This is a genomic window from Halococcus hamelinensis 100A6 (genome assembly GCF_000336675.1).
GTDB lineage: Archaea > Halobacteriota > Halobacteria > Halobacteriales > Halococcaceae > Halococcus > Halococcus hamelinensis.
This window is the reverse complement of sequence record NZ_AOMB01000003.1, coordinates 1-16785: the sequence shown is the minus strand read 5'-3', so window position 1 is coordinate 16785 and position 16785 is coordinate 1. Positions and strand designations below refer to the sequence as shown.

Annotated in this window: 14 protein-coding genes; 7 read left to right on the top strand and 7 right to left on the bottom strand. The window is 55.6% G+C overall.

The annotated features are described in order from the left end of the window. Positions 1-298: 298 nt before the first annotated feature. The 3 genes from C447_RS00150 to C447_RS17505 are packed head-to-tail and all read right to left on the bottom strand — an operon-like array spanning position 299 to position 7065. Complete coding sequence (locus C447_RS00150) at positions 299-3928, bottom strand: ATP-dependent helicase (protein WP_079255087.1); 3630 nt, start codon at positions 3926-3928, stop codon at positions 299-301. Next, positions 3921-4865 (bottom strand): hypothetical protein, encoded by a 945-nt coding sequence (locus tag C447_RS00145; RefSeq protein ID WP_007689615.1) that lies wholly within the window; start codon positions 4863-4865, stop codon positions 3921-3923. The genes C447_RS00150 and C447_RS00145 overlap by 8 nt, the downstream gene beginning before the upstream one ends. Continuing rightward, the gene (locus C447_RS17505; RefSeq protein ID WP_152416108.1) at positions 4858-7065 is read right to left on the bottom strand and encodes a PD-(D/E)XK nuclease family protein; all 2208 of its coding nucleotides are present in this window, start codon (positions 7063-7065) and stop codon (positions 4858-4860) included. The genes C447_RS00145 and C447_RS17505 overlap by 8 nt, the downstream gene beginning before the upstream one ends. Before the next feature lie 116 nt (positions 7066-7181). Here C447_RS17505 and C447_RS00125 point away from each other — a divergent pair, with 116 nt between their 5' ends. Then, positions 7182-7631 (top strand): hypothetical protein, encoded by a 450-nt coding sequence (locus C447_RS00125; protein WP_007689611.1) that lies wholly within the window; start codon positions 7182-7184, stop codon positions 7629-7631. Between the two features lie 154 nt (positions 7632-7785). On the opposite strand, the gene C447_RS17500 is transcribed toward C447_RS00125, so the two are convergent. Then, entirely contained in the window at positions 7786-8649 is an 864-nt protein-coding gene (locus tag C447_RS17500) for a hypothetical protein (RefSeq protein ID WP_152416107.1), read from the bottom strand. A 289-nt stretch (positions 8650-8938) separates the two neighbouring features. Here C447_RS17500 and C447_RS18295 point away from each other — a divergent pair, with 289 nt between their 5' ends. Then, the gene (locus C447_RS18295) at positions 8939-9544 is read left to right on the top strand and encodes a hypothetical protein (protein ID WP_193361397.1); all 606 of its coding nucleotides are present in this window, start codon (positions 8939-8941) and stop codon (positions 9542-9544) included. A 313-nt stretch (positions 9545-9857) separates the two neighbouring features. Here C447_RS18295 and C447_RS00115 read toward each other — a convergent pair whose 3' ends face one another. After that, on the bottom strand, positions 9858-10691 hold the full coding sequence (locus C447_RS00115; RefSeq protein ID WP_007689607.1) for a hypothetical protein: 834 nt from the start codon (positions 10689-10691) through the stop codon (positions 9858-9860). 15 nt (positions 10692-10706) lie between these two features. Beyond that, entirely contained in the window at positions 10707-11696 is a 990-nt protein-coding gene (locus tag C447_RS00110; protein WP_007689605.1) for a DNA-methyltransferase, read from the bottom strand. Between the two features lie 369 nt (positions 11697-12065). On the opposite strand from C447_RS00110, the gene C447_RS00105 reads away from it, so the two are divergent. Then, positions 12066-12263, top strand: a complete 198-nt coding sequence (locus tag C447_RS00105; RefSeq protein ID WP_007689602.1) for a hypothetical protein — start codon at positions 12066-12068, stop codon at positions 12261-12263. Between the two features lie 34 nt (positions 12264-12297). Then, positions 12298-12636, top strand: a complete 339-nt coding sequence (locus C447_RS00100; protein ID WP_237713493.1) for a hypothetical protein — start codon at positions 12298-12300, stop codon at positions 12634-12636. Here the strand turns inward: C447_RS00100 and C447_RS00095 are convergent. Further along, positions 12606-13754: a tyrosine-type recombinase/integrase gene (locus C447_RS00095; RefSeq protein ID WP_007689600.1), complete on the bottom strand. Its 1149-nt coding sequence runs from the start codon at positions 13752-13754 to the stop codon at positions 12606-12608. The two genes, C447_RS00100 and C447_RS00095, sit on opposite strands and share 31 nt — an antisense overlap. A 575-nt stretch (positions 13755-14329) precedes the next feature. Between C447_RS00095 and C447_RS00090 the strand changes: the two genes are divergently transcribed. From C447_RS00090 to C447_RS00080, 3 genes are all read left to right on the top strand, one after another. Further along, complete coding sequence (locus C447_RS00090; RefSeq protein ID WP_007689599.1) at positions 14330-14737, top strand: CopG family ribbon-helix-helix protein; 408 nt, start codon at positions 14330-14332, stop codon at positions 14735-14737. A gap of 112 nt (positions 14738-14849) precedes the next feature. Next, positions 14850-15968, top strand: a complete 1119-nt coding sequence (locus tag C447_RS00085) for an ABC transporter substrate-binding protein (protein ID WP_044956364.1) — start codon at positions 14850-14852, stop codon at positions 15966-15968. Continuing rightward, positions 15965-16785 (top strand): ABC transporter permease (locus C447_RS00080; protein WP_007689597.1); only part of this gene is annotated, 821 nt, incomplete at its 3' end. The genes C447_RS00085 and C447_RS00080, both read left to right, overlap by 4 nt.

Here is a 16785-nt window from a genome sequence, read left to right as displayed (position 1 = left end):
GACCGTCGCTCAGTGGCCAACCGGGTGAATCACTCGACCAGAGCGGTCGACTCAGGCCCTACGAGGCGTCCGAAATCGCAGTGAGCGATGCCTTCTGAACGGAGGTATTCGACCGATACGGGAATGAGTGCACACTGACCAGGATCCAAGAAGACGTGTTGCTAGACTTGGCTCACGACCTCCCACGAAGTCAGCGTCCCGACCTCGCGGAGGACCCAAGCAACGTGCTGGTGTTGAACTCGCTGACTCCTTGACCCAAGCGCATCAATCGACCAAGCAGCCCTTTCACCTAACTCGTTTAATGAGATTTTGAGCCTCCGCTGTCGATCACAAACTCGTTGTCATATGCATATTCGTCCGGCGCACAGCCCAGTGACCGGTGTGTACAATGCTGACAATGCGACCCAGGCTTCGCTTTCCATGACGGTGAATCCGCACTCTGTAACATATCTATAACGTCATCCCAGCCACCCTCGAATTCATCGCGGGAGATCAAGTCGATTTCGCCAGAGGTACCGCCAGCTTCACCGACATATACGTATCCGGCCCAGTTCACCGGTTCATCAAACAACTCCTCACAGGCCCGGAGATACAGTAAGAGCTGTGATGAGGACGCGATATCCCGCTTGTCGAACGTCGTCTTGTAATCTAGAACCGCGAGACCTTTGTCCGGTACCCGTCGCACTGAATCGATATAGCCGACGACCGGACCGTCAACACCTGGAACACCCGTCACTTCGAACGGAAGTTCGGCGGCAATAGGGTCCCATGCCAACAGATCTGTCCCGAACAGTCGGTGAATACACTCTTCGACCTCGGAACGTACCGATTCCAGATCCCGGGCTCGTACGACCCGGTCACAGATAGCCAGCCATTCGTTCTCAGCGGTGTGGTTCTGGTAGAAGGCTTCCTCCGCTACAGCATGGAACACGTCCCCGACTTTCCGCCAGCTCGGTTCATCTGACCGGCCGATCGCCGCGTCTGCCGGCATTGGATCATCGAAGCCGTAGAGCACGTGGTCTAGTAGGTGGCGTCGCGGACAGTCTGAGTACGTCTCCAGCGATGTGTGGCTGTGCTGCACCGGGAGCTTCGCGCCGTCCTCGAACGACAGCGACGTGGGATAGATATCGGTCTCAGCGGAGTCTTGAGGTGTCAGGTTCTCCTCGAAGATATCCCGCCCCAACTCATGGATCTCATCGGTCGCCTGCTCGATGTTCAGTTTATCCTCATACTTGTTGTAGTAAGTGATCGTACCCGGCGTTGCATCGGCAGCCTCCGACACCGCATCAGACAGATCTATAACCGTGTGTGGATACTGCTCCTGTACCTTCTCGAAGGTAGCTTGCACAGTATTCCACAGTCGCATCTTTGGCTGTTCGGGCGACCATGGGGTATCGACATCCGGAAACACATCTATGAGGAGTTGCTCCGGTGAATTTGTTGGGCCTGACGCTCGGATACACTGTCGCCGCAAGTATGATACCGATTTTTTCCAGTCATCGTATTCCTCTGGTGGCTGGCTAAAGAGGACAAGCAGTGATTCGGCACGCGTTACACCAACGTGGAACGTACGCCAGTGTTCCTCCTGTTCCTCTTGGTATAGTGACTCCGCCAAGGGATGAGTGAACTCCTCATCCTTCAGCGACCGAATAATCGAGCTGTACCGGTGGGCATTCCACGCCGCATCCTCTGGCGATGCCCACGAGGGACAGTTCATTGATAGCCACTCAGTATCCTCCAGATAGGGGAACAGCACCGTGTCAAACTGGAGGCCCTTGGCCTGGTGAACCGTCATAATATTGACCTTGTCCTCTGACTGGGATCCGATTCCGACTCCGACGTCATCGCTTCCTTTCAGCGATCGTTCCAAGCTGTCAACGAAGCCCTCGGAGAACCGGCGGAGCACGTTATCGCTCTCATACGCTTCGATGAACTTCTTGATCCGGTCCATCTGCGCACGATCGTCTTCCTTCAAATACCATTCAACAGCCGTTGTGTCGAGAAACGCACTGTAGAAATACGGCAGTGAATGGCTGTCCTTGAGCTCATGCAGTTCGTCGATATCGTTTTGTGCCCGGTCCACCCGCTCCGGCTCATCGAGGAAGAGGCTGCCGATATCGTCATGGTTCATTACCGCGTCGTATAGCGAGTCAGCCGGAGCGGTCTCGAGTGCTTTCAGGTCCGTGTCAGTTACGCGGTATACCAGCATCAGTACCCGACGAAGATGGATATCCGCATCCGGATCGACAAGAGTCCGGAAATACGAGAGAATAGTCTGAACACCCGATTTTAGCACCGATTCACTGGACCCATCAACCCGGTACGGGATCTGCCGGTTCCGGAGGCTCGCTGCCACGTCTCGGGCCTGCCTGTTTCTCCGCACGACTACCGCAATATCACCTAATGATCGACCTTCAATATCGTTGAATCCGTTTTCTAGTAGCTGCGAAATGGTTGTCGCAACTTCTTGCGCGGTCGTCTGCTGTGTCTTATTCCCGTTGACAAGAGCTACTCGGGCCTCGTCGTCTTCATCCCGTGTAACATAGGCCTCACCGTCATCTGTCTCGGTCTCGCAGTTGTCAGAGACCAAGTCTTTCGAATCGTAGCCGCCGCACTGGTTTGCCACTTCCAGGATCTCTTGTTCTGACCGGAAGTTCAGCTGCATATCAATCCGGTTATCGTCTTCAAAGTGGTCTCCCAACTCGTTTAATCCATCAGGATTTGCACCACGCCAGCCATAGATTGCCTGATCGACATCACCAATAGCAAGCAGCTGCGTGCCATCATTCTGATACAAACCTGTCACGACATCCATCTGGACGTCGTCCGTATCCTGAAATTCGTCACAGTAGACGTAGTCCCAACGACTGCGGATTTCAGCACTTACCTGCGAATCATTTATTAGCATGTCTGCTCTGTTGATGAGCCCATCAAAATCCAATGCTCCACGGAACTCGAGTTCATCCACATAATCCTGATAGATCTCCTGAAGCTGGTGCATCTCTTCGAGCACCGTGATATAGGATTTGAGATGCCCGAACGGCGTCTGTTTCAAATCTGTCCACCAGTAGCTGTTGATACCGCTCTGGAACAACGCATGGGGAAGGAAATTGTACGCCATAGGCGAGTCTTCATGGACGAGTGCTTCCACCATTTCCGTCCACAGCTCCAGGAAATCAAGGTATGACTCAACTGTACTCCATATTTCCCCCGATTGGTGCTCCGCGGCTTGCTGCCAATGAGCGAGTGCTTCCCGGTACTCCGCCAGACTAGATGCAATCTGTGTCTCGCCAGCCTCAAAGTCATCGGGAATGAGACTATCCGGATCAAACACCTGGGCCGCTGATTGTTCCAAATTTACGACAAGCTGTTTGAGCTCACCTACTGTAGATCTCGGTGGTAGAAAATTATTGATCATTCCCGGGGTTATGGCTTCTTGCCGCATATCTCGGATGTAGTTCCGCGCTTGCTTGACCACGGCCTCGGAATCATTCTGCCGCTGTGAGACATACTGATAGTTGTGTTCAGTGATCAGTGACTCGATGATGCGGTACCGCTGGTCTTTAGTGATCACATCAAAGTCAGGATCTGCCCCGAGAATGTAGGCATACTCGGAAACAAGACGGTTGCAGAACGAGTGGTAGGTGTAGACATCGACGTTGTACGCTTGGTCGATGGACAGCTGCTCCGCTTCCGTGATACTTTCCTGGATTGAGCCCGCCGCTTCATTCGCGAATGTTAGGACTAGCACCCGGTCCGACGACGGGGCATCAGCCGCAGTAAGCATCTGTTCGATCCGCCACCGCATCGTTGTGGTTTTCCCGGTACCCGCACCAGCGTCGACTCTGACACATCCGTTCTCGGCGTCAAGAACATCTTTCTGTCCACCTTTCGGTGTCGGACCGTCTGATGACCCCAATTTAGACATCGAACTTCACCTCCCGACGGATCGCTTCCTGACAGCCCGCAGCATGTGAACAGTACCGGCACGTATTTTCAACTACTTGCTGAAAGTCGCCGTCCCAGAAATTTTGCTCGTCAAACACTTCCTCAGGACTGTACCTCTCGTTGGCAATGTTTCCGACCATCCACGCGATTGCATCATCCACCGTCTGACGTCTGTCCGCAAGAAACAGGCCCATCTGCCGTCGGTCGGTTACTGCCTCGCACCTACCGTCTGTCTCAAACGTGTCCTCCATCACACTCAGATACATTAGCCCTGTTCCGTTCCCGTTACTACCGTACTGGCTAAGTGCTTCTTCAGCAATCCGGGCAGCGATCACCGACCCCACTTTTTCAGGCTCATAATCACCCTGATCGAGATGCTCCTCGACAATTTCATCATCGGATTCATTAGGGACGTTGTTTATCCACATCCGATCCGTCAGCCGCACACCCACGATCCGGCTATCATCGGCCATGATATAATCCACATCCACCCCGACCTGCTGCCCCTGGATCTCCGCAGTCAACGTGATATCGGGGCCGACCACCGGCGCACCACAGACGGTGGCCGCCTGTTCAATTTGGTCAAGATGCGTGGTCCCGACCGCATCAAAGTAGGCCTCTATCCCGGCCTCGGCCCGAGTCTTCTCCGTGGATTCCTGCTGCGACGAATGATGGTCTGTCGCACCGGCATACAGTCCCCACGTCGAGTAAAGCGCCGCCATCGCCGCGTCACGAGGATCCCCACCGTTACTCTGGGCTTCACTATACCCGGTGCAAATCGACTTCCGGAGCAGCTTCTGGAATAGATCTTGGTTCCGCCGCGTCTCTCCGGCCAACTCGGTAACGTGCTCGAACTCGTACTTCCGTGGACACACGAGGAATGTCGTCAGCTCTTGCGCCATGTACGGGTCAGTCACTGTGCATCACCTCTCCGCGGGCTATGGCAAATTGACTGGCGACTGCGTCGGCGAAGACGGGGTCCACGTCGTCTTCCGACAGTAGCCCCTGGATGACTCCGAACACTTCCTCAGTGTCCTCGATCTCCGCTGTTTGACCGGTATGCGCGGCGTTCACGATGCCCTCGAGCTCGCCCCACGGCTGATCAAGGATGTATTCGGCCACTTTCTCCCGTGTCTGGATTGGCCGGTCATCACTTTCCATCGACAGGTCGTTGAATACACTCCAATCCTGATCCTTCAAACGGTAGAGGTAACGCGACGGATTGTACGCCCGGCCCAGTCCATTATCCTGCGAATCATATGTACAGAAGTACAGGTGGTCCGTCGCGGCCCGGGCACCAAGCGCCAGTTTGCGGCGTTCCCGATGGTGGTAATACGCGTCGAAGGCACTGGTGGACCGCTCCCCGGTGAAGGTTCCGTACGTGGCGTCGACCGTGTCGTCATCGACCTCGGTGAGCGCCGGGTAGTCCGGCATGTCCATAAGCCATGGTTTTGGGAACAACGGTGTCAACCGCTCCCCGCCGGGATACTCATCGTCCACCACGCCTAACAGGAATACCGTATTATAAGCCTCATGTTTGATGCCCTGGATGTCGGTCACCGTCACGCCATACATTTGGGGGGAGGTTTCGATCGTATGTGTGTATGCCGCGTCAAAACGTATCGCCCGCTCCAGCACATGTTTGAAGGTGGGTAAGTCGCTGTCCAGCAGAGTGGTCTGGTCGATGAACCGAGCAAGATCGGTCACCCGCTCGATGTTCTGGAACTGTTCCTGCATCTCGATATGGCTCTTACCGGCAGCGATGCGCTCTTTCAGATCGGTGTTGACGATCCACCGGTTGAGCCGGTGCTCGATCGGTCCTGTGTTACAGGCTTCGGCGAAGTCAGGTGAGAACCCCTCAAGCCGGGCGGTCAGCCAGGACTCAGCCTCCGTATCGCGATTCAGAAGGAACTGTACGAAGGCGTAGAGCTCGGTGACAGCCGGGTCTTCAGCGAGCGCGGGTGCGCCCACGGTCTTGGTTGGTAGGCCGGCAGCCCGGAGATGGCGGCGGGCTTCTGACAGCCGGTCACCAAGATCATTCACGACGACGGCGAAGTCGCCGTATTCTGCGTCGGTGCCGTGTCGGAGATATTCGACTTCGTTGGCGACAGCACTGATCTGGTCTCGAAAGGTGGATTCGTGGAGGTGAACGGCGGAGACGCTGTCCATGGGTTCGGTACCGGTTGCCAGATATGAGGCGATTTGTCCCGGATCCGTATCGGAGCGATAGGCTCCCCCAGCTTCGTCGAGTATTGCGGGGTCACCGAGATCAAAATCAATGACACAGCCATCACGGAGGTCGTCCAGTTCACCTGGCTCGGTCTTGACCCGTTGAATACTGGCATTGCGTTCACCGATCGCGATCAGGTCCGCATCGTTGGCGAGTTGGGCGAGGTACTGGCGATCGTTTACCGTGTATTCTTCGAATTCGAGGGCGAGGATTGCTTTGAACTCAGAGGCCGCGTGACTGTAGGTGGTGTCGTCCTGCAGGGCGTCCGTGGCGCGGGGGACAATGTTTGCCCGTTCGACTAAGCCGTGGCTATCCAGCCGGTCATGAAACAGATCGTTGAGACAGGCAAGTGCCGCGGTCAGGATGTGTCGTTCCGCATCGTCGTTCGGGGGGCTGAACCCCCCTTGCCGGGTGGCCTCGAGAAGAACTTGTCCAACGTCCCGACCAAAACTATCCTGTTCGCTGGCGATCTGCAAGAACTCGATGACGTCTGCTCGCTGGTAGTTGTCGGGCCACCGTACATTGTCGAACCGGGTTGTTGCCTCATCAATGAGCGTTTCCCAATCCGTAGATTCGATGACGTCGCCGAGCAGTTCGATACGTTGTTCGTAAGCCAGCCGATCAATATCTGGATCATTGAGTTCGACGACATGGGAAGCATGCTGCGGTAGTGATTGGACGTCGGGACGAATCATAAGTCCGAGAGTATTCTGAATATGATCAGCAAGTGCGTCCAGATTGCATGGAATACGTTTCAGGACAAGAATTTCACGGGAATTGTGGTCCTCGAGAAGTTCCTTGTAAGCGGCAGCGAATTGGTCAGCAAGTGGAGACGGCAAGAAATCGAGTGCATAGAATTTTTCGGTAGATGGATTATCAGTAACCATTTGATACATCAACATCGGGGGACCCCAAAAAGTATTCCCCTTAAATAGATAGTTGGTACTTGATAAAATCGTCTTTCTCTCCTAAGAGAGCGTATTAGTAACGTCGATAATTTCATATGTGGGTTCACAAGCAGAAAGAGGGCCGGGCGCTGTTCATCGAGGAACTCGACGAGCTTCGTGACTTCGCCGAGGAGTACGCCACCACCCTCGAAGACATCTCCGCCGCGTACGCCCGCGTCTACGACGGCGAGCAGCCGATGATCTCTCACAGCAACCTCCAGGACGAACTCGGCTTGAGCGGTCCCGATACCTGGGCGGCTGCCAGTGTCTTAGTGGGGTTCGGTGAGTTGCATCGGGCGAAGGATGACCAGTGGTGGTGGGTGTATGCTTCGGGGTATCTCGCCGAGCTCTGCCGCGAGCGCGAGCTCTCACTCAAGCGCTACATCGAGATGCGCCCCATCCTGAAAGAGTTCCAAGACGAGGTCGTGAACTGGTACCAAATTCGGAATATGCACGGCAACCTACAGCCGAAGACGATGAGGCAGATCAAATTGGAGTACTGCTAGTGTCTCCAGGAGGAGTACTGGGGCCTCGAAAAGAGTGAGGAGATCGTTGGCGAGGAAACCTGGAGCGACCACCGCGTGTCGAGGTACGTGCGGACCGCCCAGGACGAGATCGTCGAGGCCTACTACCTGACGTACTGAGATTCATCGACATACTCTATTTGTCTGTATCTGAGCTGGTGTCTAAGAGTTCGATCAGCTCTACCGAAGTCCACACCATCCCAAGAAAGATGAATGTGAACACGTGCGTTAGGAACGCATACCCGACATTACTTATGAGAGATACTGGGCCCGATACCACCCGCGGGAGGTCATGAACAAACAACACTGGAAGCGGAAGGAGTGTTGTGATGAGAACTCCAAGCAATGAGGCGGATATAGAATATGCCAGTGCTCGCTGGAGTCGCCTATTGAAGTTTCGCCGCTCGTCATCGCCGTTATCTTCTCCACCGTCGTCGTCTCCGTTACCATTCGGTGAGTCTGACCCTCCTGAAGTGCCCTGTAGCTGACCGAACACTCTGAAGATCTGAATCTGTTCTATTTCATTTTCAGTCCCAGAATCTTCTGCTTCTCTCTCATAAAACGGATTTGGAAGGTCAAAAAAGAATGAATAGTCTTCTCCACCAGAATCATCACTAGACCCGCCACCACCGCCGCTTTCTGACCCATCTTTATTACTCGATTTCACTCGCTGCTGGCCAGAAAAGACTACGGCGACAGCAACGAGTAAAAACGCACTTAGAGAATAGGAAAAGGTCGTTGCTGCGCTTAAGTAGTCCTTGTTCAGAAACCGCGCGCATTCTCCGTCGCGGAGTAGTGATTCATGTATTGCTCCAAAGAATACTGGAAATGATTCAAACAATCCGCAAAAGACTATTTCATAAGCAAAAGATATGGGTATGAGTGAAAGTAGGAGCCACATTGATCTCACTTTCGCTTTTTCCCAGTTGATCTGTTCCCTGAATTTCGAGTCTACTTCTTCTTTGTTGGCATAGAAGAGCCACCGGATAGCTCCTTTCATCAGGTACAAGAATCCCGCAATAGGTGATAACGATCGACTCATCTAACGAACACACCTTGCTTGTATGCGTCTTCGCGAACATTACTACTTGCATTCATACGAGCTATTTCATAACTTGGAACTCTCTACTTCAAGTAGATCAGAACCAAGCAACTCATCTCTATTCGGCGTGTCGCTGTTCTACTCCGTCGACGAGGTCCTCGAGCTGTCCTAATGTCTCACGGAGGTCTTCAATTGAGTCCTCACTTACCTCGCCTTGTTCCATTGTGACGCCGACCTCATGGACGTAGTGGAGGAGCTCAACGACCTGCTCGTTCAGCTCGTTGCGAAGGGTATCGGCCTCGCGAAGGGTGGCCATATTAGGTGGGTCGCCGATCAGGAATCGCTCCTCGAAGGTCTCGACGATGATGCTGAGGAACGTTCGGTAGTTGACGATAGAGTTCTCGCCGGGTGCCGGAGGATCCTCGACGAGCTGAGTCTCATGGTCATCGTCGAGGTTCGTATGGTCGACCACGACTGTGGCGGCGGCGTCGACGTTCGGGTCGATCTCGCCCTCCGAGCGGTCGATGGTTCGGAAGATCTCGATGGTCTCCTCGACCAGGCGCTCGATATTGTCGTGCTCGGTGATATCACCCTCATCGCGAAGTGGGCTTCTGAACTGGTCTGCGATATTGATGAGGAGGACGCCACCAGCGACGGCTCCAGGATAGTGGTGGTACATGATATCCGCGAAGCCGTTGATATCGCGCTGGCGATTCCGGCGAGCTTTCTGGTGTTCGGTCATCACCGACTTCGCGTCGATCGCGAGCCAGATCTCTTCGGGGTTGGCCTCAGCGATCTGGCGGTCGCCCTCGATAGGGGTCTCGACCTCGTTAGTTGGAGGTCCGAGCACTAAATCGACGTTCCAACGGAGCTCTCCCTCGCCGACTGTGTAATCCTCTTCGTAAACGATCTCGCCGGCCTCGGCGGCTTCCCGGAACAGATCGCTCTCATAGAGGAGGTCATCAAGGAGTGCGAGACAGCTGACGCTGCCGTGTTTCGAGGATCGAGGGTGGTACTCGTTTTCTCGCAACCACTCGGCGATTCGCTCATCGCCGTACGTGTGCGCCATCCCTTCGGTGTCACAAGGTCTGCGGTATAAAACTAGGTGCGAAACGATGTGTCTCCAGTGAGTGGATACAGGTCAGCCGTGTACGGTAATCTATACTCTACAGATCGCTTTCTGAGATCCCGTATTGCTGTTGTATCTCCATCTTGTACTCTAAAAGAGCGTCTCTTATCGACTGACACTCGCTATAGTAATCTGAACGGGTATTTGATAACTCCGCAACGATTTCTTCATCCTTTAGTTCCTGTAGTTCGCCGCTATATGCTTCCCAGAGTTCAGTAGCGTACAATGACGACGCGTCTTGGCTGTATCCTTGCAAAACACATTTCGAAAGAACTCTAATTTCTTCGTCGTTTATATCCATGTGGTCGGCAACTCGTTCACCTAGAAGAACCTCCACTCGCTCGTCGAGTCTGCTCAGAAGAGCTTCTATAGTTTCTTCGACATCGCGGACCGACTGGTTGTGTTTGTCAATTTGCTTCATGAGATCTGGATTGTCCCGTCTTAACTTTCTGACTGCTGTGTCGCTCGCCCTGTCCGTTGACAACTCTTGATAGAATCGGGTTGCGTGCTGCTCGCCATATGTGTTCCAGATCTGAACCCAGGGAGGGTAGTCCGACTCCATCCTGTCTATGTGGTCTTCTATTTGCTGCTTAAACGGCGCAACCAATTGTCGAAGAACATCTTGAGCTAAGGGCTTCTCTCGATCCTTTTGTAGCTCCTCTACAGTGCGGCGGTTCTGTAGAACAGTCGTGTAAGTTGCAATCGCCAATGATGCGCTCGCGAACGCGCTGACACCGCCGATAACAAGTGAAGCAGTTCTACTGTCAATACGACCTGTCCATCCTAACCAGATGGTCACGACAATTATCCCGACCAACACAACACCAGCCGCCAGTAAACCGATCTGCACCAGAGTGTTCCGTCTCATCATCTACCGATAGTCGACCTATCGGGTGACGTCGACAGTAAGGTTCTGGTAGTTCGTGAGTGTGCCACGCTCGCCCTGGATCCGTTCCTCGGCGATCTCGATGTACTTCGGTTCGATTTCGACGCTGACCGAATTCCGACCGACTCGCGAGGCCGCCACAGCCGTCGAGCCGGTCCCGGCGAACGGGTCGAGCACGGTATCGCCGGCGAAAGAGAACATTCGAATGAGACGCTCAGCGAGCGCCGCAGGATACGGCGCGGGGTGCTCTCCCTGACGTTTGCCCGTGATGTCATCCCAGAGCTGGCGGAACATCTTCTGATGCTCGTCGGCCTCGATCGTGCTCAGGATGCGCTCCTCGATCGACGGCGAGCGATAGCCGCCGGGTTTGCGAAAGAGGAGAATGTACTCGATATCGTTCTTGATGACGGCACCGGGCTCGTAGGGCTTCCCGAGGAAGCGGGCGTTCCCGCCCGACTCGAGCGAGGCGTTGCCGATCTTATACCAAATGACCGGCGCGAGGTTATCGTAGCCGATGGCAGTGCAGTGCTCCTGTATCGAGGCGTGGAGTGGGATGACCCGGTGACGACCGTGCTCGCTCCGAGAGCGGAGGACGTCACCGACGACGACGCACAACCGACCACCAGGAACGAGCTTCTCATAGCACTGTTCCCAGATGCCGTCGAGCATCTGATTGAAACGCTCGTAGTCATTGATATCGCCGAGTTGGCCATCGGCGACGCCGTTTTCGTAGTCCTTGAGGTTGAAGTACGGTGGACTGGTCGCGATGAGCTGGACGCTTTCGTCGTCGATCATCGAGAGGTCGCGCGAGTCTCCCTGATAGAGGTCGTGATGGGAGGGGAGCGATCGGACGGCCTGCTCGACCTCGCCCATTCGTCCTTGGTCACGAGCGAGCGCGGGGATCTCCGATTTGAGTTCGTTGTCCGTGAGCTCGAGGAGGTCGCGACAGGAGTCCGGAATGTGCTCTCTAAGCACGTCGACCGCAGTCATTAGTTGTCACTCCGGGCGCGGGGTGATGTACCCTTCGGAGAGCAGGTGCGCAGGTGTTCAGCCACGAGCCGCCTCGATATTGCCTTCAAGGCGACGCTCTCCCTTGATAAAGTCACAGACGATGCGTCCGTCAGTTCGCGGTCTTCAAGAGCCACGAGGTCGTGGTGTTGCATGGGGTTGATAGGCAACCCGTGGTCCCGCGTTGGCGCGCGGGGCCGTCGTTTCTCAGACGGTCTCGGGCTGTAGTGGTTAGTATATGCTACAACCACTTACAGGTTGGCAATTGCGACAACATTGTGCAATACACCAATTCATTAGGCGCTGGCAGTCTTAGCAAATCCTACAATGGCTGTAGATACTCGGTACAGTATGGCCCGAACCCGTGCGCTCTTAACTGAGACAGAACGCGAGCAAATAGCTGGCGAGCAGTCTGATAAGCGGAAGTACGAGGCCGTCTCACGGGCGCGGCGACGCGTGAACGAAGAACTCACGAAGGACGTAGCGCTGCTCGAAGAGCACCACCCCGATCTACTTGCCGAGCTTCGTGAGGTGGTGTGCGATGGCTAATATCGACTGGCCTACCAAGCTTCTGTAGGATTCGATGACACTCGAACCGAATCAGGCGGATCGTAAGGTGGTAGTGACCGATACAGCCCGATATAAAGGCTATCGGATGTACCAGCCGTGGCGTCTCAGGGAGATCGTCGGCGACATGAGCACTCATGGACTGCACTTACTCCACCGAAAGGGGACAAACGAGTACCTCCTCAGGACGAAGAAAGGAACGGGCCATCAAGTCGAGACAATCATCATCGCCTTCGCGGTCACCGACGACGCGCTCGTTGTGATAACGCAGATGCACGAGCATCAGAACTACTTCAAAGACCCGGACTACGAGCAGGTGGAGATTCACTCGTTCTGCACTGAGTCCGAAATTTGATCGGCTTCTTCGAAGGCGTCGGTCATCTGGTCGGCAAGATCTCCAGCTTCGATGTGTGAGTAGTGTTCGCGAACGACTTCCTCAGAGTTATCGAGTGCTCGGGCTGCAGCCGCGTGGCCTGAAGTGCGGACGAGAACTTCACCAGCCCCACGGCGGGCACCGTGTGGCATCAGATATTCGTCGTCATCGTCGAGCTCGATACCTGCCTGCTCACAGAGTCGTTTGAGAACATGCCGTCCAGCGTCGGTCGTAATCGATGGTGGCGCGACATCGACCTCGACACAGGTTTCGATGAGGGACTGATCCTCTTTGGTCTCCTCGATTTCCGTCTCACTATAGCCACGGCCGGTGAGTGTCTCCGTAATCAGCTGTGAGAGCGTCGGTCGGTGGAAAGAGGGGAAGACTGGCCAATTCGGACTAGGAGCGTCGAGAACGCGCTGATAGGCCTCGAACGGATAGATCACCGGTCCGGGGAGGCCCCGGTCGTCAAGCCGTTGCTTCTTCGCGAATAGGGTTACGTAGCGATCCGCGAGATTGACGTCCTCCCATCGAAGTCCCTGACGACGCTCATCACTCTTGTCACGGAGGATTTCCGCGCCCCGAACCCCAGAGTACGAGAGGAGGTAGACGAGAGCCCGGTCGCGACACGCCTTGATCGCGGCCTCTCGGTCCTCACTGACGTTGTCGATAGCTTCGTGTGCTTGCTCGTCGACGTAAGAGGTGAGCTGTTGGCGATCGTCAGCGGACCAGGCTTGCTGGTCACCGCTCTTGTGCCCGCCGTCGTCAGGGATAGGTTCGGTAGCGTTGCGCCGCTGAGCGACGTTCTCAGCGAGATGACCTTCACGAACGGCCCAGCCACAGAAGGCGGAGACGTAGGCATAGTAGGTCCGGACTGTGCCTGTTGCCCAGCCCTGACGGGTGAGATGTCGAGCGTACTCACGGAGATGGCCTGACTCTAATTCTTCAAACGTGGTCACGGCATCCTCGTGTTGAGCGAGGAACTCGACGAAGCGATCGAGCTCCCTGTTAGCGTCGCTCCGATAGTTCCCGCTCTTCCCACCCTGTCCTTTCCCTTTGTCAGTCAGGAAGTCCTCGGTGACCGCATCAATGCGAACCATGCTATGCACCTCTCCGTTCACTGGCCCCAGTATGGTTCTCAGGCTGCGTAACCCGGGTTCTGAGTTGCTGCATCGTGTTGGCTGTGGCAGAGGGCGGGGTGGTGGGTAAGTTTACTGGTCCTTATTCGATTAAGCACGAGTAACACGACATGAGCCTAATTCCGCCGATCTCTGCATCCTAGGGCTCTATAGCGTCTGAAGTGACACTCATAAACCACATGCTGTGATATAGAAGTTCGGCCGCTGGGAAGCAGCAGAGGTTCGGAGGGTGGATTCCTACAAACCACCTATCTGCTTACAAGTCCATCTTTTAGAGTAACGGCAGAGGGAAGGAGAGACACATAATGGGAACGTTACGCGCTCTCAGAGCAACGAGATTGGCTATCGTGAAATCACGCGTCCGCCCACGAGAAATACTGGCTTTGGTCCACTATTCTTGCTTCTGTTAAACAAGATAAATTACCGAGAAATGCAAGTGTCGATTCGTTGCAAGATGTTCAAACCATCAATACAGGGTTATCAAAATCGGCAGAACAAACAATAACTACTAATATCGAAGCAAACTCAGTTATTACATGGTCACTGTTAGCTTCTCGATGTCCGACGAGCTCATCGATCGACTCGACGGGTTCGCGGCTGAACATGGCTACCCTGGACGGAGCATCATGATTCGAGAGGCCATCCGCTCTTTCATCGAACAGATAGAAGAGGTCTCTCTCGAAGATCGTGCGCTCGTTGGAATCGTCACTGTTACCTTCAGCTACGAGGGAACGAACGTCGAAGAGCGACTAATAGACCTTCGTCATGAACACGATGACCTCGTTGTAGCGAACGTACACAATCACACCAGAAATCGGCAGTGTATAGAGCTATTCGTCCTCGAGGGTGAACTCGAAGATCTTTCGACCTTTATTGAAGCCGTACGTTCGATGAAGGCCCCGATCGCGGTCAACCACTCTCTGACACCCGTGGATGAACTCTGACTCCCTTAGCCTAGTGTACTTCTCGACGAATCACCTCGTCATCGGCCATTTTATCAACTATAGGTTGTCAAGTCACAATTCTTATTAACACTTGGTACAGAATTGCTATCGAATGCGCAGTAGCCCAACCCGTCGACAGCTCCTCACTACCGGTAGCACTGGCCTTCTCGCAGGGCTGGGACTGGCTGGCTGCATCGGTGGCGGACAGAGCGGAAGTAACGATAGCGGAACTGGTGACAGTAACAACAGCAGAAGCAGCAATGGGACGGCTGGCAACGGAGCGAGCAGCGCGGGTGCGCTCACGATCGCGTTCGTCCCCATCTATCCGAACATGCAACACTTCGTCATGCAAGAGGAGGGCTACTACGACGAACTCCCGAACGACGTAAACGTCAGGCAGTTCTCCGACGGCCCGAGCGTCGTGAAGGCCTTCGCGAGCGGCGACGTCGACGTCGCGATGTTCGGTATCTCGCCCACGATGGTCCTCACCGACCGAGGGGTGAACGCGAACGTCCTCGTTCCGAACAGTCGGAACGGGTTTCGAGTGATGGCGACCGAAGCGTTCGCTTCGTCGTACGCGAACGACGGTGCGGACGCGTTCGCCGCCTTTCGGGAGCAAAACGGTCGGCAGGTACGCTTCGGCGTGCCACCCGATGGGAGCGTTCCCGACGTTATCACTCGCTACTGGATACAGGAGGACCTCGGTCTCGGCGACCTCGGGTCGGTCGTCGAGAAGGTACAGATCCCACCGGCGAGAGCCCCCCAAGCGATCCAGTCCGGGGACATCGACGCGACGATGATACAGGAACCGTTCGCAACGGTGATCGCGAACGAATCCGGGTTCGAGGAGGCGGCGTGGTCGGGCGACATCTTCCCCGGTCATCCGGTCACCGTGATGTTCGTCAGCGACCGCGTTTCCAGCGGGACCGCTCGGTCACTCGTAACCCAGCATATCAGAGCCACGGAGTTCGCTCGGAACCAGCCGCAGGCGGCGGCCGACGACGCGGCGGCGGTCATCGGGTCGGGCGTGAGTAGCGACCTCGCTCGTCGTGCTATCGATTCGCAGGCTTCGGACTTCCTCTCGGATCCGAACGAGGTGACCGACCAAGCGGCGACGATGGCCGAATTCGTCTCCGAGGTCGGAAACACCGATTCGGTCGTCTCGCCGTCACGGCTGTTCGATACGAGCATCTACGAATCGGTGGCGGAGGGGTCGACAACCACACGATGAGTATCGGTCTCGACAACGAAACCGAGCAGGTAACCACCGAGCGTGACCACGCCGCCGGCTGGGATCCCCGCCGTGTGGGCCGTGGGATAGCCGGTCTCGTCGGGTTCGTCGCCGTGTGGTGGGCGGGTTCGTTAAGCCTCGACACGTCGTATCTGCTCCCGAGCCCACCCGCGGTTCTCGGTGCGTTCGTGGATCAGCTCACCACCACGATGTCGTTCACGCTCCCGGTCGTCGGCACCGATGTGGAGTTCTCGCGGATGCTCGTCAAACTCCTCCAGAGCCTGCTGCATTACGTCCCCGGCCTCGCGGTCGGGGCGGTGCTCGGGATCGGATTCGGGCTCGCGCTCGGATGGAGCAGCCGGCTCGACGACGTGCTGCGCCCCGTCGTGCGTGTTTTGCGCCCGATCCCGCCGCTGGCGTGGATCGCGTTCGCGATCATTTGGTTCGGTATCGGCCACACGGGGGCCGCGTTCATCGTCGCCATCGGGGCGTTCTGGATCAACTTCTATGCGGCCTACAGCGGGGTCGAGAGCGCGCCGACGGCGCTCCGGGAAGTCGCGGCGAGTCTCGGTGTGAACAGTAATCTGGGGATGATCCGGGGAATCGTGCTGCCGAGTGCTGCGCCCCAGATACTCACCGGATTTCGGACGAGCGTCGGACGATGCTGGATGATCGTGGTCGCCGCCGAATTGTTCGGCGCGCCAGGTGCGGGGTATGAGATCATCAATGCCTCGAACAACCTCGCGATGGCGACCGCTGCCGCGTATATGCTCCTGATCGGGCTGGTCTATCTCTGTCTCTTATACACATCTCTGAG